Origin of the sequence: Vibrio sp. 11986-1-5 (genome assembly GCF_963878025.1) — a bacterium.
Classification (GTDB): domain Bacteria; phylum Pseudomonadota; class Gammaproteobacteria; order Enterobacterales; family Vibrionaceae; genus Vibrio; species Vibrio injensis.
In genome coordinates, this window is sequence record NZ_CAWNVW010000004.1 from 51,951 (window position 1) to 75,569 (window position 23,619).

16 protein-coding genes are annotated in these 23,619 nt (G+C 40.4%); all 16 read right to left on the reverse strand.

What is annotated here, in order from left to right:
- Positions 1 to 134 precede the first annotated feature (134 nt).
- Genes AACS00_RS01750 through tssC form a run of 16 tightly spaced genes read right to left on the reverse strand, consistent with a single transcriptional unit; the run spans position 135 to position 23,589 of the window.
- A complete protein-coding gene (locus AACS00_RS01750) occupies positions 135 to 518 on the reverse strand; it encodes a hypothetical protein (RefSeq protein WP_110168296.1) in 384 nt (127 codons plus the stop codon).
- A complete protein-coding gene (tssI, locus tag AACS00_RS01755) occupies positions 515 to 3,637 on the reverse strand; it encodes a type VI secretion system tip protein TssI/VgrG (RefSeq protein ID WP_110168297.1) in 3,123 nt (1,040 codons plus the stop codon). The genes AACS00_RS01750 and tssI overlap by 4 nt, the downstream gene beginning before the upstream one ends.
- Positions 3,638 to 3,695: 58 nt before the next feature.
- Positions 3,696 to 4,961, reverse strand: a complete 1,266-nt coding sequence (locus tag AACS00_RS01760; protein ID WP_110168298.1) for a type VI secretion system ImpA family N-terminal domain-containing protein — start codon at positions 4,959 to 4,961, stop codon at positions 3,696 to 3,698.
- A gap of 56 nt (positions 4,962 to 5,017) precedes the next feature.
- The gene (gene tssM, locus AACS00_RS01765) at positions 5,018 to 8,563 is read right to left on the reverse strand and encodes a type VI secretion system membrane subunit TssM (RefSeq protein ID WP_110168299.1); all 3,546 of its coding nucleotides are present in this window, start codon (positions 8,561 to 8,563) and stop codon (positions 5,018 to 5,020) included.
- Positions 8,564 to 8,580: 17 nt separating this feature from the next.
- Positions 8,581 to 9,981: a type VI secretion system protein TssA gene (gene tssA, locus AACS00_RS01770; RefSeq protein WP_110168300.1), complete on the reverse strand. Its 1,401-nt coding sequence runs from the start codon at positions 9,979 to 9,981 to the stop codon at positions 8,581 to 8,583.
- Positions 9,982 to 9,990: 9 nt separating this feature from the next.
- Complete coding sequence (gene vasI / locus AACS00_RS01775) at positions 9,991 to 10,599, reverse strand: type VI secretion system-associated protein VasI (protein ID WP_110168317.1); 609 nt, start codon at positions 10,597 to 10,599, stop codon at positions 9,991 to 9,993.
- 47 nt (positions 10,600 to 10,646) lie between these two features.
- Complete coding sequence (locus AACS00_RS01780; protein ID WP_110168301.1) at positions 10,647 to 12,209, reverse strand: sigma-54 interaction domain-containing protein; 1,563 nt, start codon at positions 12,207 to 12,209, stop codon at positions 10,647 to 10,649.
- A gap of 2 nt (positions 12,210 to 12,211) precedes the next feature.
- Positions 12,212 to 14,830: a type VI secretion system ATPase TssH gene (tssH, locus tag AACS00_RS01785; protein ID WP_110168302.1), complete on the reverse strand. Its 2,619-nt coding sequence runs from the start codon at positions 14,828 to 14,830 to the stop codon at positions 12,212 to 12,214.
- A gap of 22 nt (positions 14,831 to 14,852) precedes the next feature.
- Positions 14,853 to 15,626, reverse strand: coding sequence for a type IVB secretion system protein IcmH/DotU (gene icmH / locus AACS00_RS01790; RefSeq protein ID WP_110168303.1), 774 nt, complete (start codon positions 15,624 to 15,626; stop codon positions 14,853 to 14,855).
- 2 nt (positions 15,627 to 15,628) lie between these two features.
- The gene (gene tssK, locus AACS00_RS01795) at positions 15,629 to 16,963 is read right to left on the reverse strand and encodes a type VI secretion system baseplate subunit TssK (protein ID WP_110168304.1); all 1,335 of its coding nucleotides are present in this window, start codon (positions 16,961 to 16,963) and stop codon (positions 15,629 to 15,631) included.
- Positions 16,964 to 16,967: 4 nt separating this feature from the next.
- Positions 16,968 to 17,447 (reverse strand): type VI secretion system lipoprotein TssJ, encoded by a 480-nt coding sequence (gene tssJ, locus AACS00_RS01800; protein ID WP_072670084.1) that lies wholly within the window; start codon positions 17,445 to 17,447, stop codon positions 16,968 to 16,970.
- A 1-nt stretch (position 17,448) separates the two neighbouring features.
- Entirely contained in the window at positions 17,449 to 18,912 is a 1,464-nt protein-coding gene (gene tagH, locus AACS00_RS01805; RefSeq protein ID WP_110168305.1) for a type VI secretion system-associated FHA domain protein TagH, read from the reverse strand.
- A gap of 3 nt (positions 18,913 to 18,915) precedes the next feature.
- Complete coding sequence (gene tssG / locus AACS00_RS01810) at positions 18,916 to 19,932, reverse strand: type VI secretion system baseplate subunit TssG (protein WP_167363656.1); 1,017 nt, start codon at positions 19,930 to 19,932, stop codon at positions 18,916 to 18,918.
- Positions 19,896 to 21,662: a type VI secretion system baseplate subunit TssF gene (tssF, locus tag AACS00_RS01815; protein WP_110168306.1), complete on the reverse strand. Its 1,767-nt coding sequence runs from the start codon at positions 21,660 to 21,662 to the stop codon at positions 19,896 to 19,898. Before tssF ends, tssG begins: the two co-directional genes overlap by 37 nt.
- A 5-nt stretch (positions 21,663 to 21,667) precedes the next feature.
- Entirely contained in the window at positions 21,668 to 22,105 is a 438-nt protein-coding gene (gene tssE, locus AACS00_RS01820) for a type VI secretion system baseplate subunit TssE (protein ID WP_072670087.1), read from the reverse strand.
- Positions 22,106 to 22,107: 2 nt separating this feature from the next.
- Positions 22,108 to 23,589 (reverse strand): type VI secretion system contractile sheath large subunit, encoded by a 1,482-nt coding sequence (gene tssC, locus AACS00_RS01825; RefSeq protein WP_110168307.1) that lies wholly within the window; start codon positions 23,587 to 23,589, stop codon positions 22,108 to 22,110.
- Between the last annotated feature and the right edge of the window lie 30 nt (positions 23,590 to 23,619).

The window sequence follows — 23,619 nt, forward strand, 5'->3', positions numbered from 1 at the left end:
GCTTCTTTCTCTGCAAAAGAGAGCTCATGAGATCGAATGAAATCTTGATAGGTCTGTTTAAGCTGCTCTGGCCACTGCTCAAGATAACGGCGACCATCCTGGGCAAACTTAGCGCCTGCTCGTTGCGACGATTCTTATAGAGCATTGCCACACTGCAACTTATTACCATTTAATAAATCAATAGTGCAAACCTCATCAAAATAAGGTGTTCTATAGGTAAATTCGACCATTGATATATCTAGTTTTAATCCAACAACCCAAATACCAGACTCTGACCCTTTATCTAAAGTAGCATTAACCCCATTTATGTTCTTTTGAAGGTCACAAAACTCATAATTATTACCAGAGCTTATAACATTGATACATGGTTTATTAACGGGAACATATACAACAACACTACCACTTTCAAAGTCTGAATATGACCTAGCAAAAAATATCAACCCCTCCTTATCTGGAATTGCTTTAGCGTTACAACCAAAAGAAAAAAACACACATAACAAAATTATTAATTTTTTCATTGCAGATACTTCCATCTTCTTAAAAATCTATTTTTCGCTGTCACAACGACATCACTCCATATATTTGTATCTTTCATTACCAAAGTAAAGTCATTATAGTCTCCAGACTCTTTAGCTTTAGCAAGAACAGGAACATAGTGCATTCTTGTTTTTGAATAACTATCGCCACGATAAGTAATATCTACAACTACATCTTTTACTTTACTAGGCATGCCGTCCCAATCAACAACTCCATATGCCTCTTGTACATCACGTTTTGTGACTAAAATTTTCGTCTTATTTTCTAAATATTCATAGACAAGATTGAACATAATATATTGCTGTTTTCTAGTTATAACTAGTTCATCATCTGTCAAGCCGCTAGAATTCAACGCATCCAATGCATCGCTTTTTGTTTTACCCTCAACACTTAGAAGCCACATTGATAATTTAGGATTAAGACCAGCTGAATGAAATAAATTCCTCAGTTCTAACTTTGATGGATTTTGTCCATTAGCTCCAGTTGGTGGACTACCTAAGTCAAGGCCCCTACCGATTGTAATACCAGAGTTCCCTATCACTTTTCCATTGTTATTCGGAACATGGACCCTACGAGAAAAAAATGGGCTACCTTCAATATCATTCCCTTCAGCATCAAAAGTGAGCTGACCTTTAGGTACAGTCAACCATTTCAGATCCATCTCATCATTTTCATACACCCACCCATCCATCAAGGCTTCGTCTAGTGCCAGTAGTGTACCTTTGCCGACAATACCGTCAACGGGGCCAATGCTGTAAGACGGGTGGGTTTGGTGGCTTGGTTGATAGCTTTTCTGGAACTGCTCAATCGCGGTCTTAGTTTTGCTCCCAAAGTCACCATCAGCTCCTGCTTTCCCCAAATCAAACCCAAGCTCCATTAGCGCTTGCTGTAGTAGTTTAACCTCTTCACTATAATTACCTCGTCGATAAGAGCTGACTTGCCCCATAGCGAGTCTTTCAAGCTCATCAGATGATTTGAGAAGATCGGATTTTAACATTCGCTCCGGTGTTTTCTCTTCAGCCACAGGCTCATCATTTGCCGTGTTATTGGCTGAACTCGGCATCATTGTGGGGAGTGATGCCACATCAATAACACGCGCCGCGCCTGATTGCATTGAGGCAGCAATATCCGGCTGAACCAATTCTGCTACTGGTTTAGCTTGCGCTAACATTCTTGGTGCTGCGGCTAATTGCCCGCCATAAGCGCTACCGCTGCCGGCACTGCCGCCCGCGTTTAGGTTGATGGCAGGACCGACTAAGTGCACGCCACCTGCATCGACTTTTACAAAACTGCCCCCTGCTTTTAGGGTTAACTCCGCTCCAGCTTCAACCACAATTTTTGCACCCGCTTTTAAACTTATTTCTCGCCCTGATTCTATCGCTACCAGCGTTGCTACTTTTTGCTGTAGTGCGCCGCCAACCTCGACACTGTGGTCTTGACCGACTTTCAAGCGACACTCGCCATCCACCGTTAAATGCTGATGATGATGGATATGGCTAAATTGGTCGTTCTCTACCGTCAGATGCTTATCGTGTTTAATGTGCATCGTCGCATCATTAAGCACTAACCCCTCAACATCCTTTTGTGCATGCAGGTAGATTTTCTCTTGCCCAGCTTGGTCTTCAAAACTCAGTTCGTTAAAGCCTTCCCCTTGGTGACTTTCACTGCGCAGCACCGTTTTGGTTTTGTGCTCTAGCAAAGGGTAAGGCGGTTGGTTGGTCGCGTGATAGGTGCGACCGGTGACGATAGGCTGGTCTGGGTCGCCGTTTAAAAACGAAACTATCACCTCATGACCCACTCGCGGAATAGCCATCATGCCGTATTGACTGCCCGCCCAACCTTGTGACACTCGCACCCAACAAGAGCTGTGCTCATCACCGTTCGAATATCTGTCCCACGGAAAATGCAGCTTAACGCGGCCATGTTCATCACAGAAGATTTCTTCGTTTTCCGGACCGACCACCATCGCGATACACGGACCATCCATTTGCGGTTTCACTTGAGGCGTCGCACGCCAGTTCACCTCGGCTGGAATAAGGGTAAATTGGTTGCTGTAAGTGGTCGCGCCGCTGCCCCCTTCTTCTTCCAAGGCTTGGGGCTGATGACCCTCATGCTGCACGCGGACCACGACCCAATCACGGTTCACGCTCTCATCGAGATGGTCTTGTAAATCAAACTTAGCGCCCGCTTGTAGGGATGGATGGTTACTTTTTCCCGTTGCGGTGCGCGCGTCTCGACGTAGGTACTCTAAACGTATCTGGTTAAAGGCTTTGCCGCTGACATCGTCTTTAAAGCGCCCCGGCGCATCAAAGTGTTCGTAGGTGTCGCGCTGATAATCTATCCCTTGCCCGTGCGCTTGCTGAGCAAAGGAATAACTCGGCTTTTTAAAGCTGTAATCTTGTAAGGCGGTGTGACTAACGTGACTTTGGGTGTGTTGCTCAAAAGCAGAAATATACGGGCTGTCTATCACGCCCCCCGCGAGTGCATTAAAAGGGATCGGCGTATCCAGTTTGGGGAGCCCTTGGCTGTCGTCGGTGAACAGTAAGGTGTGTTTCTCTTCTTCATGAATAAAGTGATACACCAGCCCCTCTTCCGCCGCTAAGCGATGCAGAAAAGCCAAGTCGGTTTCTCGATACTGAACACAAAACTCACGTTGGGCACAGTCACGCTGCAATGAAAAGGCGTAATCGGTAATGCCCATCTCTTCTAATAACGTGGCGATGATCTCGGGAGCCGTCTGGCGCTGAAAGATGCGGCTGTTATGGCGCAGCGATAAACGGTCTAAAGCGGGCACCAGCGTTAATCCATAAAAGGTATGGCGATAACCAATGTTGCCTTGGCTAAATTGACGGACAATACCATGCACCCGCTGCACGAGTAGGCCATCACGCCACATTTCTAACTGCGCTGTTTTATCAACAACGTCTAGCGCGGTTAAGTCTGAGCGACGGCTGGCAAGCTGGATGTGGTAACGAAAACCATAACAATGCTGACCATCCTGCTGGCTGTCCGACAGCGATTCGACACCTTGATATTTATGCACCATCAAGACATCGTCTGCCAACCCATCCACTTTTAGCCGAAAACGTAACCTTGCCATTTCGTGTTCCTTTCTTTTTTATTGTAATGTTAGATAAATTACTATTTGATAAAAGGTGTTACTCAATCATCTGAAGCTTCTGTTCAAGCTCAGCAATTTTCCAGGTCAAATTATTTAATCGATATTTTAAAATCATAAATTCTTCACTTGCCTGAGTTATCTGACCTTTTTTTATCAGATCCTCTACATAAGCCACTCGACCATAGATGGGTGATAAGCTGACTGCAAAATCTTCTAACGATTTGGTTTTTCTTTGCAATTCAGACAATCTCCCTTGCTGAGCAAGTAATGAGATATTGGCCATTTTAGTTCGTGTTTCACTAAACTGTTCAATAAATCGCTCAGTTTGTCGCAGAGCCTCTTGTTTTGTTGCTAAAAATTGTTGTTCAATTTCTATCACAGTATCTACATTTGGATAAACTCGTAATAAAGTATCTAATAAAGCTCTCGCTTCAACACGAGCCGACCCAAAAGGTAAATCCATATTTTCTTCGATAACCTGTCGGTATAAAGGTACGATATCAATAGATAGTTGGTTAATTTTTGCGGGTGAGTTTTCCTGCTCGAATAACATCACTTTTTCACTACTATTTAATATTGGCATTAACCTAGATTGCGCATAAGACTGAGCTTGAAGACCCGGTAAATAGGCGACTAAACCATACAGCAGTGCAGAGATTAAAACCCCTATAGAAAAATAGATGGCATACATAACGTACGAACGTTTTCTATACTTCTCCTGAACAACCAAATCAGTTTGTTCGTGACGTTTAAGTAAGGACTGATATTGCGTTTCTAAACGATCAATATGCTCAAAAATAGCAAATCCAACGCCATCAAAATCAACTAAATTATCTGGCTGTTGAGATTCTAAAATAGCATAAATACGCTCAAGAAATCGCTCACAACGATAGAGATCTCGTAAAGATTCATAGTTTGGATATAAATCCTTTAACTCTCTAACAACACGAGCATTGACCCAATCTAACACTTCTTTACGCATTTTAGCTGATTTTATATCTGGTTCTGATAAGTTACTTAAACAACTATTAAGTAACTCTAATCCATTTGCATAACCGACTAATCCTTGTATTTTTAAACAAGCAACGGTGTAATAACCACATAATAAAAGATCAATACCTGGACCTTTCGCTAAGGTTTCACAGGCATCTTTTACCAATGACCAATCAGTTCCACCAGAGAGAGGGTTGTTACGACGGTTGATCTCATCTCTGATCTTTTGATAAAGATCGATATTCCGGATACCAGAAGCATCATCTATTAAATGAAAACGAACTTGGTCAGTAAATACAAAAATGGACATAGCTACAGCGTCCTGAGTTATTTGAGGAGTAATTCATCATCACTCCTCATGAAGGTTTAATATAGTGTTTTAGAGAGTTTAAATGATTTAAACAATCGTTCTGTAAATGGATTCACATCGGCTTCAGAATTCAGTCGGTAGATCATTTCTCCACCATCCACGATGAATTTGAAATCAACCGAAGTAGGGCTAGCTCCGACAACATCCCCTTGATCAAGTAAACGAAAGAACGCCCATGGTCCTTGAATATTAATACTCCGAGGAGACATGTTATTTTGAGTTGGTATCAGTGTGACTCTAGATACGGCTGATTCACGTAATGTATTTGGCCAAATTAGTTCTACACTCTCTCTAGGACCATGACTATAAGCCAAATATTGACCATCTACATTGAGTACACTGCGACGTTTATTATTACTGAGGCGTAATGGCTCAATTGAGAAGCTAACATCAACAATTCCTTTACGATTAAAGAATGCCTGCTGTATCTTTTTCGCTTGTTTGAGCTGTTCAAGGACATCTTTACGAATGATAGACTGGGCACTGTCATCATCGTGAACAGCGATATTTTCCTCAACAAACATTCTTAACTGATTATTGTAGAAGCTATCCAATGTACCGTTAGGCGCGAAGAAAGCCTCAAAATCAGATAATGAGCTATCTTTACTCGAATCGGAATTAAACGGATATCGCCCAGCCAATTTTTCTTCAAAGACTTTGTAAACATCATCATGCCAGCGAACTTCTAAATGCTTTATGGCTTCTTGTTTGACAACATACCAACTTTCATCAGCCAGTTTGGCTATCATGGTGTCTAATGGTTTAGGTAAACCAGAAGCAACCCGCTTAACCGTGTAAATAGGGTCAGAATTGACTAATCTAACACGTGCTTTAGTGGCATCAAGAGCAGCCATTCCAACATCAGGAGCTTGTTGAATGGCTTTTAGGTAGTTTTGTAACTCTTCAACCGCAAGAAGAACTTCGTTAATATAAGCAGGTCGATCACCAACTGGTTTGAGTAGCGTGTTAAGTTCAGCGAAAGGCGCATAAATCAAAGAAGCAACCTGATAACGAGGATTTCTGAGTAACTCTCTTTGTGCGGCTTCATCTCTAGGAAGCGTAGTATACATTTGTGTATTACTTTCTAATGCACGCAGTAAACGCTGCATAGGTTCAATATTACCGGTCAAGTTTTCTAATACCGATACAGCATCATTAATATCACGGAAATATTTTACGTTAATTTCATTTAACGCCGTTCGCCACGTATTCGCATAATCGGCCACATATAGATTTCTTATTTTTTCACGTAATGCTTGTTTATCTGCTTCACTAAATTGAGCTGATTTAGATTGACCTAGTACCCAACTATCAATCAAAGCTAGCTCAGAGACTGATTCAGACTGAGGCATAAAGTAGTCTTCAAAGCCTTTTTTGGTAAGCATTTGTGGTATATATAAGGCGCTGCTATTAATGACTCTTTCTTCAAAAACGACATCAAATACTGGGCCAATAAGATTACGTAAATTTACCGATGGACCGAGCACCGTCTGTGCATTTAATTTTAAATTACGATAGACCCGTTGATCATTAGGCATAGAGCCAAGATCGTTCTGAACTTGAGCGATCACCCGATCATAGGGCTTCATCACCATATCAGCATTATGATCCCCATTCTCCCTGTGACCAGCAAGATCAGTATGCAGCATGGCATAATCTAAGTGGCCAAGTAGCTCCTCTTGAATTGAGCGCTGTCCTGCAAACTCTTGTTGCCAATACTTAGCAAAATAATCAAGGACATAGTCTTTATAGCGACCACTTTTATCAACCATCATCCTATAAACTCTTAATATTGCCAACTTTTCTTCATCCGTTGTTGCCTTATTAAGCTGGACAACGACGTCGGCCATGAGTAAAGGTAAAAATCGACTTTCTAATAAATTAAGATAAGTCTCCTCAACCATAGGTCCAATAGTATGACCTTGATATAAGCCAAAATCGGAAATGTACTTCGGTTTATCTCGAAAGAAACCAAACTCTAAAGTCGCTTGACGAATTTTATTTAATGGCTGCAATACATCTTGTTGAGATGATAAATAAATATTCGATGGGAACTCATTTTTATACTCATTAACTTTAGTCAATACTGCATCGGATTGTTTTACGTTATTTAGATAATAACGATGCCAATTGCCAATTAATAAAACGGTTGCAATAGAACAAGCTAACAGTGACAAACCAATTAAACGACGTTTTTGCTTAGCTACTCGAAAATTATCTGACGCCAAGCCTGCTTCAGGATAAATAATGTTATTAAATAGTTTCTGAGTAAAATAAACGGTTGAATTTTTTGCTTGTTGAGCCTTATTAATAGCATGTTCTAAGCCATAACGGCGTGATGCTGCATCATCAAAAGCATTAGTCGGCACCCCTTGTTGATATACAGAGGTAAAGTAAGCTCCACGAACTAAAGCAGAGGTAGAAAACTGATCGCTGGCGAGAGCATCATTAAAAAACTGCAATAAAATGTCTTTCAGACCAGAGATTTGGCGAGTAAAACTGTAAATAGCATTACGTTCATCCAAACTCATTGGAGTCGATACTGCATGAGGTAAAGCATCATTAATTCTTTCTATAAATTGGCTATAATCATCGGTAAACTCATTGAGCCAATTATCTAAGTCATTGATCGAATCCAACGAGAAGGTAAAACCTAATACATCTTCACGCTGACTGCGTGAATAGTTTTTAAAGAACGGTTCAAAACCATGCAGTAAATCTAATTTGGTTAACGCAATGTAAACTGGTAAACGAGTGGAGAGTGTCTCCATTAATTCACGCAAACGCGCACGCAACAAGTTAGCATAAGCTTTGCGTTCCGTGGCGGTTGCAGTGGCCAAATGAGAAACATCTAATGTTAATACGATACCGTTGAGTGGTCGACGACTGCGTGTTTTTTCCAACCAATTAACAAAATGAAGCCATAACCGGCGTTCCATAACACCATCATTTTCATCACTCTGCTTACCTTGTGTCAGTAATTCACCATCAGGATCAATAAGTACAGATTCATCACCGATCCACCAATCAAAAGAGTACGGATTCTCACTTTTTTTACCCGATGCTCTCATCACGGAAGAAAAAACAAAGTTTTGTCCAGAACGGTTAATTAAGCTCGTTTTACCTGCATTTTCTAGTCCCAACACCAAATACCATGGTAAAGCATAGAGGTAATTACGTTTATTAAGGTTTTCTTTCATGCTAAGCATGACTTGATTTAATTCAACCTCTTGACGCTCTTCATAAGCTTTTATAGGGTCTTCGCGTAACTGCTCTTCACGTTTTTGTTCTGCTTTAAAACCCTGCAGTTTCTGCCACTGCCAAATGCCCCATATAGCCAGAGAACCTAGAGTAAATAAACTACTTGTCACCGCTCGCGCTGCTACTGAGTCAAGTGGCTTATTACCCGAAATCTCCACCCAAGGGCCCATCCACCAAATGGCCACATTCAACAAAATAAAAATACTGAATAACAAAATAGGCATTGCAGCTGCGATACCAGGCTTTAATTTTCTCGCGATCCCAACAATATATTTCCACATGGGTTTTTGTCCTTCGTTTACTCTGACGTTGTGTATCGTTCTAATTGCTCAACTAATGAGGGTTCCCAATCTGTCACACTCATTTTTGTAATTTGAGTGTGTAATGTTTGGTACTGCTCTTTCGCCATCGCATCTAAATTATTAGTATTTAATAAATCAGCAGATAATAGTCGCCAATAAAACTTATCTCTTGGTTCACTAGCGCTCACTAAGCCATCATTTAGCATAGACAGGGCGACAGCAATGCCCCCCTCTTTCGCCAATGTCAGTGCTTCTTTTCGCTTTTCTTGCCAATCACCAGCGACTTGCCCTTGAGTAGTCGTTTGTTGCTGACTCAATAACCATTCTTTTACACTATGATTAACAAAAGGCTCTCCACCTTTAAACTTCAAATCGATTAATGTGGGCAAACGAGCGATAAATTGCTGAGTTTCCGTCAAAATCGCCTCACACCACTCTTTTTTACCCAAGCTATGCGCAATCTGATAGCTCATCATCTGTCCTTCGAACCAATAGGGTGCCATCGTCAAACTTTGTTCGACTTTTCTCCATAGTGCTAAATCCGGACTGCGCATTTGATCGTGGTATTCTTTTACTCGCTCTTGTGCCATCGCGCGGAGTAAAGTCTCACCATGCACATCGTGTTCAGGTAAAGAGGTTATCGACGACCATACCGCATAACGTCTGATACGTATTGCCAAGGCACTTCCAAACTCCTGTTCCGAAAGAAACTCTGCCACTTTAAGTAAGGTTTGTTTTGTTGCTTTATCACTTGAGCTATCTATGGAGATCACACTAGGTGTCGTTACCGATTTTTGCTCAATATCCTGAGTTGGTTGAACGGTTTTTGTTACTTGCTCTCGCTCAATAGTACGCTGTAGCTTGCTATGAATTTGGCTCATAAGGCTATCGATACTATCGGACATGAGTCCAAATCTCGTGACTGACGCTTTCCATGACTCCAGAGCCACCGTTAAATCATCACGTTCTTGCATATCAAATTGAGAAAAATCTAATTTATCAATCACTAACGATAAGCGTTGAACAATTTGACTAAAGAATTTACGGCGAGGCAGCGCCCCTCTTTTTCCTGGCGCAGGAAAACACTCCTCCCAATATAAAGACATAAAGTCGTTTAGGATTTGTAGTGAAACGATAAAACGCGCAGGAGAAACTCGATAATGAAGGCACTGCAATAAATAAATAAGCAGTTTAAGATCTTTGCTTCTCTCACTGAGTAATTTAAGCGAACTATGTTCAACTTCATCCCATTGAACGCTGGCATGAGAAAGTGACCCTACCTTCATCATTTGATCTTCAACAAAGTCAAACAATGGATCGTCAATCAATCTTTCACCAACAGGGTTAGCCTCTTGGATTGGTTGAGTGACACAACGTCGATAATCAGTTAATTCCATTTGGGCTCCTTACCAACCACAACGTGTTCTTAATGCACCCAACGATTGCGAAAGCTCACTAGTATCAAATCGCAAACCATCGATAAATGGAGAATTAGAACGTAGCATAAGCATTTTTCCACTAGCCATGGCTCTCATCATATCAATAGCTGGCATTCCTCTTCCTGATGAAAATAACAGCCCCAAATCGTCACTGCGCCAATACTGAACTTCCGTATTAGCAATAGAAAGTTGGATACGAGGATCATCAATCGCACTTGGCAGAGCCAATTCTACTCGACTTAAATTATCGATACAGCTCATCAGCAATACTGGTTTAGCATTATCCGGAAAGTGAGTGGTTTGATTTAAGGCAAGCAATGTAATCCAGGCGTTCGTTTTCTCACCCTCTCCTTCGGTTGTCAGATGATAAGCATCTCCCTCTTGATATTCACTCAAACTATTAAACGCACGCTGCCATGACAATGGCGTATTATTTTCTATCACTCTAGGAAGCATTTGATTCACTGGGGTCGCAAATAAGGAGTCAAAACAATTAAGCCTATCCAAACGTGAGGTAATGACTGTACAGGCATTTGCTTGCTCCAACACTTGATTAGATGCACTGACAGAGGTCATCGAGAGACCAAAAAGCACACTGATGAAAAATAGGAAACGTATTTTACTCATGGGGTTTTAATCTCCAATTTTTGGCATTTGTAAGCCAATGTACGTTTAGGAATACCCAGACTTTCCGCGACCTTAGCTCTATCACCAGAAAAATATTGTAATCTTTCACGGATGATTCGAGATTCAAACTCATTAACAGCTTGCTTTAGATCTCCAATGGCGACATGATTTAATTTCTTGCCCTCATCCTCAATAATTTCTTGTGAAGAGAACGAATCCTCTGACACAGTAGTCATGCTCGATAAACGATGACTAAAACACGGTTCTTCTATTTGCGTACCATCAGCGGTTTGTGCACAAGCAAACTCAATAAGATGCTTCAGCTCTCTAACATTGCCTGGGAAGTCATAAGACTTAAGGCAGTCGAGCGCTTGGTAATGTAACCCTCGAATATTAGTTTTATGTCGCAAATTAAAGCCATCTACAAAATATTGACTGAGTAACTCAATATCATCGAGCCTAGTAGCTAAAGGAGGCAAGATAATAGGATATTGAAATAAACGGTAATATAGATCCTGACGAAATGCTTTCTTACGCACTTGATCCAGCAGGTTGACATGGGTTGCAGACACTAGACGAAAGTTAGAAGACTGCTCTTTCTTACTTCCAAGAGGCCTGAATAACTGCGTTTCAAGGACACGTAGCAACTTAGCTTGTAGCGTGAGTGGCATATCACCTATTTCATCTAAAAACAGGGTTCCGCCATTGGCTTGCGCGATTAAGCCTTGTTTATCCTTATCAGCACCAGAAAACGCCCCCTTACAATAACCAAATAATTCACTCTCTAATAAATTTTCAGGAATTGCAGCGCAATTAATCGCGATAAAAGGCGCCTTATTTCTAGTAGAGAACTGGTGTATTGCTTGAGCAACCAATTCTTTTCCTGTACCTGTTTCCCCTTGAATCATAACTGATAGCTGTGAGGGCGCTGCATTAATAACCTGTTCACGTAATTTATGCATTACGGAACTGTTTCCGATCAATGTGGTTGCTAAATTAGCAAGCAATGTGCGATTAACATGATCATTACGTACATCAGACAAAGACTCTGATAGTTCATAACGACTTTGTTCCTCACGTAGAATTTTATTCAACAATAACCATTGATGATTAAATACCTCTAAATATTTAATAAATGGTGGCTGTTCAAACAATCCTCTCAACACACTATGCTGGCCAATTAAGAACAATATGGCATGAACTTGATTATCATCATTCATTAGTGGATGTATGACGACGCTATCTTGCCTACCGACTCGATCAGTCAGTTGACTAAAATAATGGTTAGAACGCCAAAACACCAATTCATTGATGGTCAAATGCATTCGCTTAGCTGATTGTAAAACATGCGCAAAAGGACACTCAAAATCAGTGACAGACCAACTGAAATTGAGTGAATCATTTTGAGGCACTAAAGTGCGACCATCTGCGCTAGGAGCAAGAAAAAGACAGGTATCTAATCCTTGCTCTCGCTGGATTATTTCCACGAATAGCGCGGCTAATTGGCTAGTTTTTTTGGCTACAATAAGCTCGGTTGCAAAAGCTAACCAGTGGTTCATTATTACTCAACCTCTCCAATAAACTCACCATTTTCGGCAGCTAAATAGATACGTTGAACTGGCTGCTTGTCAGCAAGTTTATTTAATAAAGCTAATGAAATAGGCGGTAATAATTGCCCTTCGATAATCGCTTCAAGCATACGAGCTCCATTTTCAGAACGTGTCGCACGATTTAAGATCTCTTCGATCAAGCTATCTTTAATCACGACCTCTGCTGAGTACCGTTGTTTAAATAGTTGTTCGAGTCGAGTCAATTTACCTCGTACAATCTGTTCTAAAACCTCTTTATTGAGTGGTAAGTAAGGAATAATTTCCATACGAGCAAGTAATGCAGGTTTAAAAAATGCAGCTAATTCAGGATATAGCTGGTCATCCAATAATTGAGGTTGCTGAGCATAATCAACAATAGTTTGATAACCGAGATTGGAAGTAAGGAAAAAGACAATATTTTGGCAATCAATTAATCTACCTTCACCGTCAGCCAATTCACCTTTATCAAATGCCTGATAAAACAAGTTGAGCACTTCGGGATGCGCTTTTTCTACTTCATCTAATAACACAACAGAATAAGGCATTTTACGAATGGCTTCGGTAAGAATACCACCTTCACCATAGCCTACATAACCAGGTGGAGAACCGATTAAACGTGAAACCGTATGTTTTTCCTGATACTCAGACATATTAATTGTGGTTAAAAATTGCTTTCCACCGTATAACTGTTCAGCAAGTTGGACAACCGTTTCTGTTTTACCCACACCGCTAGGACCAACCAATAAAAAGGCTCCTTTGGGACGTCCAGGGCGACGCAAATCTGCACGAGCGGTTAAGAGATGGTGATGAACTCGCTCTATAGCCGTGTCTTGTCCTTTAATGACTTCACTTAAAATAGAGGTGAGATGAGTAATTTTATGTAACTCATCACTGTTCATTTGATCAACAGGCACACCTGTCCAATCAGCAATCACTTCTGCGATCTGTTGGGCATCAACTTGTGGATGCATTAAACGTTCCGAATGCGGAATATTATCTAATGTTTGGTACTCCGCTCGTAGTTGGCTCAATAACTCATCACGTTCCACTTGAGTTTCTTCACTCTGACTACCCGAGTCATCAAGAAGCTGTTCGCGCAGTGTAATAATCCGACCAATGATCGTTTTCTGCTCTTGCCAACGTTGCGTTAACTCTGCTTTTTCAGCTTCATCGCTGGCTTCCTGATTACATAACTCGTCTAAACGATGCGTATCTACAACTTGGCCTAAGTATTGAGCACGCTTAAGCATATCAATTTCTAACTGTCGTTGATGACAGGCAGTTTCAAGTTGGGCTAAACGCTTAGGAGGAGTGGTAATATTAATAGCAATACGTGCACACGCCGTATCCAACACGTCAATGGCTTTATCCGGAAGTTGCCTACCTGAAAGGTAACGAGCTGAGAGCTCCGCGGCAGCTTTCAATGCATCATCAGTAATCAATACGTTGTGGGCTTTTTCGTAAACACGATTCAATCCGCGTAGAATATCGACGGCTTGCCCAATGCTGGGTTCTTCTAATTTCACCAATTGAAAACGACGAGTCAGAGCTGGATCTTTTTCAAAATATTTTTTGTACTCTTTCCAAGTGGTCGCTGCAACGGTACTCAGCTCGCCTCGAGCAAGGGCTGGCTTAAGCAAATTAGCCGCATCACTCCCACCTTCTTGATTACCAGAACCAATTAAAGTGTGCGCTTCATCGATAAATAGAATGATGGGTTTCGGGGAGGTTTTGATAGCATCAATAACGCCTTTGAGGCGCTTTTCGAATTCACCTTTTACCGATGCCCCTGCTTGTAATAAACCCAAATCAAGCGAACACAACTCCACGTTTTGCAGTTGCGTAGGTACGTTACCTGAGGCGACACGAAGTGCAAGACCTTCAATCATCGCACTCTTTCCGACACCAGCATCGCCGACCACAATAGGGTTGTTTTTACGTCGACGGCATAAAATATCAATCATTAAATTGAGTTCGTTTTCACGACATAAGACTGGATCTAACTCACCATTACGAGCTTGCTCAGTAATATTGGTACAGTATTTATGTAAAGGAGAAGAAGATGCCGAATCCAGCGGCATCCCCCCCTTAGAACCTGATTTATTTTTATCAACCACCGATTCTGCAGAATCTTGTAATAAGGTATCAAAGCCTTTTTTTAGGCTCTCTTTGTTAATATTGTCAAAAATACGGATCAAATTTAGTGGTAGATAGCGATCCGCCCGCATTAACGCGGCCAAAAATATCACACCGGAACGGAGTTGATTTTGATTAAGCTCTGTCGTGGAAAGTAGCCAAGCTTCTTGCAATAGCTCAACCAAAAGTGGGGAAAATGCCGGATAAGTATCCAACACTTGCTCACGAGCATAACTAGCACTAATCGCATGCTTAATCGCGTCCACATCTAAATTAGCTTGCTTAGCTATAAGACGTACATCTGAAAGTGGGTTTTCAAGCAACACATGCAAAAAGTGCTCATAAGTCACCTCTGGATGCTGACGTTCAATACATAAAGACGCAGCTTGCTCCAGTGCTAGCTTACTTTGTGCATTAAGTTTTGAAATTAACGTGGGTAATTCAATACGGATCATTATAATAACCTAGCCTTTATAATTAGAGTATTTGGTTTAATTGATTTAAAACATCAGAGGATTTAGTATGTAACAAATAAGAATAACCTAAAAACACACCACCCCAAATAATTAAGAAGCCGAGCAAAACTGACCAAATAGGTAACTGTCGACTTAACTTATATTTAGATTTCACCACATGCTCAGTCGCAGAGGTTAATTCTTTTGGCTCATTATCATCAAGAGAGTTAATAATATTATGTAAACGACTGATCACTTTTTCACGCTCATTACGACCATTATCCATTACACGATATTTACCTTCAAAACCTAAAATCAAACAATGATAAATAAACTCTAGTAACAGGCGGTAACGTTCAGGCTCACCTTCTAAACGGCTGAGAATAGTAAATACCTTTTCACCTCCCCACGTTTCATTGTGAAAACGCGATAACATTGAATGCTCAGCCCACAAGCTTGAAGATCCCCAATCAGTTCCCATAACCGCTTCATCAAGAACAGCACACAAAATATAGCGATAAGCCATCAATATAGCGTGATCAAAGCCTTGTTCAGTCAATTCAATCTCAATAGCCTTGATCTCTTCAATTGCCTGTTTATAAATTTGCTCAATATTGGCACACTCAGTCAAGCTTCTTACACGCAACGCTAGACCAAATAAAGGAGTCGCAGCATCAATTAAGCTATTTGAATTATTGCCTCGTAATTGAAACCAATAATCTTGGTCATGATTCATTTGTTCAGCACTATCGAACAAAAGCCCACTATATTGAGTACTTTTTTTATTCACTTCCATGATTAGTTCCTAATTGCCCAAAATTGAAGAGCAAGATCATCGAACGCTCCCGCCACATGGAAAGCAAAGCCACTTGAATGGGCCAACATCGCCCATGCCGAACTCGTTTTATCCAACTGATAATAAGTATAACCAGCGTGATACGGCAATTGTCTAGGAGCGACAGGCAATGCTGTAATTGGAATACCTGGCAGTTGAAGAGAAATAAGCTCACGGATTTTTTCCACCGATGATACTTTCGTCTGCTGGGTAAATAATCGACGTAATTCATCAAGTGGCATGCGAGCTTTCACCGCAATAATGAATTCAGCACTTTCGATCAACTGAGGGTCATGAATCGGGGCAACCATTAATCCATACTTACGCTTGTCTAGTTGAATAGAAACCGCTCTCGGTTCTAGAACAATGCTTAGGCTTTGTCTTAAACTACGAATTAAAGGTTGAAAAGACTGACTCGGCATTTCATGATTATAACTTGGAATCGTTGGTGGTAATCGACTTTCATCAGTGAAGGTTGCCAATTCTCCACAAACACTCGCAAGGCATTCAAACAAACGTTCAGGATGTAAACTACGTAGCTCAGCTAAGTGTTGCATCTGTGGTTGTAAACGGTTTAGTGCTTGTAACAACATAAAATCCGAAACATCAGCCACACCACCTTGTGATGGTGCACTAATACGTTGTGCAATATTTTTAGCACGCTCTCGCATTAATCCTGAGATTTCATTAATAAAACGGTGAAGTGACGGATTACTTGCTACATTAATATGACACGGAATAAAATCAGGGTCTAAAACAATACTTCCATCAGGACGTTTCTCCATAATACGCGCAACCGCAATAGAGGCATAAGAGCTACGATCTTCTTTTTCGAGCATTAGCTGAATACGAACTGGAGAGACATCTAACGTTGTCGTATCGCCTCTAACGGTATGCACATCACGCACTTCTAAACGGCTGCTAACAAATCGGCCAGTCCCTCTTTCTTCAGGCCAATTAATCTCCATCAATGAATCACTGCGTAATGGAATAGCTAGGTAGACGAGTTGGTTAGCAAGAGAAGCATCTTCAATTTCTAAAGCATCAGGTAATACGTCTTCTTGAGGAATACGAAAAACCGTCCCATCAGGCATAATACCAACTGCACGTTCAATAGCGATACGACCGAAAGAGAGATACTCAGGGTTAAGTGATAACTCAGAAACACCATGTAAATAGCGACTTACGGATAAAATTCGCTCATCTATATGATATTCTAAAAAACGTTGTTGCTGCTGGAAATGCTGGGGCTTAATAAACAGTCCTTCATTCCAAATGACACGATTACGCGCAAACATCTTGTTACTCCACTCTTTTCAGTTTTACATCGTAGTCTTTGAAATACATCAAAAGATGATACTCCCTACCCTTATTCAACACTTTTACTGCTTTTTTCCATTCACTTAATTCTGGTTCAGAAAAATGCGCCATCACTCCGATATAATTAGTATTTTCATTAATTTCAAAAGAGTTAACGAATTTAAATTGATCGGGTGTCAACACATAATCGTAAATAGCAATAAAATTACTACGCAATGCTTTTTTATAATCTGCTTTAATTTGGTCATAATCTGCTGACATAAACATTGAGTCATCTCTAAGCTCAAATACTTGTATTTCTACCGGGGAAGCTTCTCCCCAAATATTTGGATTAGTTCCTTCATCACTAACCAAACTAAATGTAACCTTCGTAGGCTGTTTAGCCGGTTCATATTTTTCTGATGAACTACACGCGCTTAACATCGTCAATAGTATCAACAGAATAAAAGACCTTTTATTCACACTATAGCTCCAATTGCTTTTCGCGAATTTTCTTATCGTACGACTGCTCAAAGATTTCCCAAAATAATTTTTCAAAACCCTTCTGACGATGAGAGGTCAACTCTTGGTAATAATGGCAGTACATATCCCATGCCCATGAGTCTGATGTTTGGTTTTGCTTATCACTATTTCGTTTATAATGCTCAAAACGACGTAATAGTACTTGTGGGGAGAATGCATTAAGAATTTGATTTAAAGCTTCACTGGTTGCGTGTTGCATTGCTTCATTGTGATTACGAATATTTTTTAAACTCTCAGAAATAGCGGCAGGTGCAGATAAATGGACTAAGCTTTTATCTGCATCATAGAGTGTTCGAATAGTTTCTGCATAAGATAATCCTAAGCGAAGTGGGTTGTCCTCTATCGGTTGCAAGTTACGGTTCATCATACCGAAGCGGCTTTCACTGGCTTGTTGATGCAACTCTAGCAAACCTTTCACACAAGCTTGTAATGATTGTCCAAGTTCTTCCGATAACATATGCATTCTAGCCATATCATGGCTGTTCGCTACTTCCACCCCCAATCCTGTTAACATCGGACCGGTGAGTAAATGATTCACGCTCGTTGGCTGTGCACTCTCTACTTCTTTTTGGGGTTGATAATTTTTAGCGACTTCTTCTTCTAATAAATCTAATACATTTTCGTCCATATTTAAGCCCTCTGATGCGTTTTCATTACTGTGGTTAGCATTAAAAGATGTTGATTGCTGAGAAGCCTCATCCACTGATGCAACATTTTCTATGCGATGCTTTTTACCTAAACCAAGAATTTTCTTTAAACGAATGGATGATGTCATTTCGTACTCACTATCTGCTTGTGGTGTAAATTGAAGCGATGCACTTCCTTCATCATAACTAGATGCTAACCATTCTTTTTTTTCAGCGTTCTTTGGTAAGTCATCTAATAATGATTGCTCTTCATTTGTCTCATTTATTAAATTATCTAGAGCAATTAGAGGGTCTACAAAGGTTGTTTGAACATCAACATCAATACTACGCATTTCATGCCAATCAGCGTCTTTAAGTAATTCTATCCCATTATTTTCGAACAATTCCTCAAGAGATCCATGAGCTAATAAATCACTCTCTCCAATAGACTCCAAAATGATTCGAATTAAATAAGATCCAATCCTAACCTCATCTTTATGCTCTAACTTGGCAAACGATCCTCTCCCTAAAGGCATGTGAGAGCCATTGATATAGGTATGACCACATAAATCCTGAAGACAGAAAGCACCATCTATAACACTAACACCACAGTGTCTAGGATGTATTTGACCTTTTGAATCAATCAGATACCAATCTACATTATTATTTTCAGATCCAATAATTCCACCTTGCGTTGTAAAAACACATTGTGCTGATAGTCCCGACTCAAGTAATTGGGTATTGGTAACTATCATAGAAAGCGTCCGATTCTTCTGCATGTTTTACTGCCTTACCTGTATAAGCACATTCTTGTCAGAGGCTTCACTACCTAGAAAAGATGACCAACCTAGCGCTACCCCACTATCACGAGATAAACTCATCACCGGAACTTCACTTTCATCCATCGTTAATTCAAGATCGTACGCCATTTGCTCTCGTAAAATAAACTCAACTAATTTACATAGTGGCTGATACTCTTTACCTGACGGTAAAAAGTCTGCGAATCGTTCGCGAGTTAAGTTTTTTATACAAATAATGAATTTACCATTACAGTCCATTACTGATTCACCTAACATAGTATTAATACCCAACTCACCATTCTGCTTACCTAGACTCATTTGCTGATCAGTTGCTATATTGACTTTTCTTCTTATCCACTGGCGAATACTAACCTCTTTTAAATCGAAGCAATGAGCTATGATTCCCGCCACAACCTGAGGAGAACGACTTCGTCCAGCCAAAGTACCCGCATAAGCGAGCATCTTGCACCAGTTAATCGGAGTTTCTCCTCGAAGATCTGCATCACCTAAGCCTACTAAAGAGAATAACTGTGATGAAAATTGATCCTGAGCTCCAACTTGAAAACGCACGTAATAGCGATATTTCCGCCATACTCGATAAACTAAGCTAATCAGTCGATTATTAAAAAAATCTAAAAACGGACGTTTAAATCCTCCGGGCTCTTCTTCCACTAATTGCTGTAAAAAAAAACCAGGGAGAGGAGACTGTGCACCAGTTAAACCAAAAAAATTTGTTTGCAGAATTAAGCGATCATCTTTTCGTTCATATAGCTCTGTTACATCCGAAGGTGCAAAGCCTAAACTCGGGTTCGCACTGAATACCAATTGACAAGTTCGTTCCCAATCTTCTGATTCAGGATTAGAAGAGTAAAGTTTTTGAAGTAGCTCAACCAATTGATAAAAATTATACACTCTTACATCATTAGGTAACTGAGCAGAAGACTCTTGCAACATCGGCATCTCTATATTAATGGCTGCATTCCTGTTTGTGTTCCCCATGTGTACTTCTCTTGATTAGATGCATTAATAACTATTAACTCATGAAAAGAGTTAATACTGGCATAAAGAGCAAAAAAGTGACTGAGTACCGTACCAAACAGGTATAACTCTCCCTCTGAACCAAAGCAATTTTGATCAATGTGAATCGTAGATTGCAAACCTCTTACAGGTAAGCCGCGCAAGATTTTATCAACGGGCTGTGATTCAATTTTTTGAATACCCTCAAGGCGTAAACGCGCAACTCGTTCTGCTTGTCGATCAACCAACGCTCTAAAGTCGTAAGCACGAAGTACACTACTTAATGCATCTTTTGAAAGAAGAGAAAGATAATTGAGCGATAAATTAGAAATCAACACCCATAGCAAGCTACCATCAAGCACCGGCCGTAGTGATTGAGATGGAATAGTAATATTACTGAACGTTGCAAATGGTGGTGAGCTATCGGTCGGTTGACAGATATCGCCAATACCAAGTTCTAATGGTAGTAAACGATTAGTGCAGGTCAGTTTGATTGATACCGCTTCATCAATCTGCATGGATTGAGTTTCATCACCACGAATAAATGAGATAAAATTGTCAAAACCGTCTCCTCGAATACTATCCTTAACCCGAGTTCGGTAATACAGCGCTTCACGATGGCGAACACGTTCAACTTCATGTTGAAAGCTTTCAAATGCAGAATAAACACGTTTTTCACCACGAATTCTTTGGCTATCCTGCGTTTTATCTTGCCATCCATAAACACTATCAACACTAAATACTTCATAATGTGAAGGATAACGACTGGATGGAACAATCCGGTATTCTGAACGTTTACCTGTTAAATCTATAGGATCTGCATCGTGGTCAAATAAATTGATCACTGGGGTACAATATAATTGAAAGTTCTCTTGTCGTACTCTAACGTCTGCAGGCAGAGTTTTAGAAAAACAAATCTTTAATTTGAACGTTCCTGATACTGACTTAGGTACCACACTCGCTAAACGCGTGATATCAAAAAAATGGAAGGCTTCAGGAAAAGCAAGATACTCTTGTAATATTCGATAGCCTTCATAGACATTCGATGGATAGGGCAACAATGATTGCTCACTATTGAAACCAACTGTTTTGAACGTATTTGGGGGAAGAGTAAACTCTGTCCCTGCAACGTCAATTACGATTTTATCGAGATAATGATTAAGCCATAAATACAGCATTTGAGAGCTATATTTATCTCCTCCTAAATAAAAACGCAGATCATTGAGATGAGCATCACCAACACTCACCTCATCTATCATATTGAGAGAAACTTCAATAACCGTTGCCTCACGGGTATGGTGTGCCGTAACTCCCATACATTCCAACGGATAAATCTCCACATCACGACATGTTCTAAAATGGCATTTAGTCTCAAATACTGGCTTACTATCTAACTGCGTGCCACGTGCGATCGTTTGTTTCTCACTAATACTCTGCGGAGTAAAAGAAACAATGCTCATACTTGGCACTGGACGCAAATAATTTGGCCATAGCATATTAATAATTGAGTGGGTTAGCTCTGGAAACTCATCTTCTACTTTTTCACGCAGACGAGCAGTCAGGAAGGCAAACCCTTCTAATAGTCTCTCGACATCAGGATCTGTGTTTCTACCGTGCAAAAAACGAGACAACTGAGGATGAATTTCAGTAAAGTGTTTTCCCTGTTCTTTAAGGAAAGCAAGCTCTTCTCGGAAATACTTATCTTGAGCCATAATTATCAATACACTCGGTATTTTCTGTTTTGATCCAATAGCAGATTAAACTGAACTTTATCATGTAACGCATCGCTGTTAATTTCAGCTGTTATATAAAAGCGTAGCGTTAAAGGATGAAACGTATCTACATCTGTACTGATCACAATATTTCGCAAACGAGGCTCGTACAGGCTTAAACAACGCTGTATAGAGAGTTTTATCCGTAAAGATAAATCCAGTGTCTCTAATGTCGCGTCATTAAAATCTACTAGCCCTAGGCTTGGCGCACTCTGTGCCTCTCCCATGCGAGTATTTAAGATATTGGATACATTACGCTTAATTGACTGGAGTACATCCCATGCATTTGGCCCTTGGGTTAAAGACATAGGATTAGTGCCAGCTTCTAAACGTTCAAAGAAGCTGACACCAAATGCACTCTCTTCAGGTGCAATATAAGTCATCGTTATGCTTGATCGAGCCGGCCAACTAGCGACAGTTCAAAATTCGCACCCATATATTTGAAATGAGGTCGAACAGAAAGAGAAACCTGATACCAACCTGGTTCTCCTTCAACATCCATCACTTCAATTTTGGCAGCTCGAAGAGGTCGACGGCTGCGAACATCTGCTGGTGGGTTTTCTTGATCGGCAACATATTGTTTAATCCAGCCATTCAACTCACGCTCTAGATCTTGACGCTCTTTCCAAGAACCAATCTGCTCACGTTGTAATACTTTTACGTAATGAGCAAGACGATTGATGATCATCATATAAGGAAGTTGAGTGCCTAACTTATAGTTAGTTTCTGCCTCTTTGCCTTCCTTAGTATTTGGAAATATTTTCGGTTTTTGAATGGAGTTTGCAGAGAAAAATGCTGCATTATCACTGCCTTTACGCATTGTTAAGGCAATAAATCCTTCTTCCGCAAGTTCGAATTCTTTACGATCAGTCACTAAAACTTCGGTGGGAATCTTACTTTGTAAAGCACCCATTGATTCAAATACATGCACAGGTAGATCTTCAACAGCACCACCGCTTTGTGGCCCGATAATATTTGGGCACCAACGGTATTTAGCAAAGCTATCTGTTAAACGGGTTGCAAAAGCAAAAGCCGTATTACCCCATAGATAATGCTCGTGTGAACGACTCACATTTTCTACATAATTGAATTTTTTAATTGGGTTTTCTATTGGGTCATAAGGAACACGCAACAGGAATCGTGGTGCAGTTAAGCCAAGGTAGCGAGCATCCTCTGACTCACGAAGAGAACGCCATTTGGTATATTTTGGACTTTCAAATGTCGACTTAAGATCTTTAATGTTTGGTAGTTCTTCAAAAGAATCAATACCAAAGAATTCAGGGCCAACACTGGAAATGAAAGGAGCATGAGCCATTGCACCAAGAGCACCCATATACTGTAAAAGCTTCATATCCGGTGTAGATGGAGTAAAAGCAAAGTTACCGATAATTGCCCCTGTAGGTTCACCACCAAATTGACCATAACCTGATGAATAAACATGTTTATATAGGCCAGACTGAGTTGTTTCAGGAGCGAATTCAAAGTCTTCCAATAATTCACTCTTAGTTACATGCAGTAGCTCAACTTTATTATTTTCACGAAAATCGGTACGATCAATAAACAGCTTCAGACCACGCCATGACGACTCCATTTGCTGAAAACGCTCTTCATGTAAAATCTCATCCATTTGAGCACTGATTTTCTTGTCAAGCTCAACAAGCATTTGATCGACAAGTGATTTATTAACCGGTTCTTCTGTTTGGTGGGAGCCAATCAAATTTTCAATAAAAGCGGCGACGCCCTTCTTGGCCAGATCATAGCCTTCTTCATTTGGCGCAATACGCGTTTGTGCCATAATTTCATCAAGTAAGCTACCTTGACCTTGGGTAGTACCTTGTCTTTCTAATACAGCCTCTGTAGTAGACATCGATTTCGTTCCTAAATTGAATTAAATAAC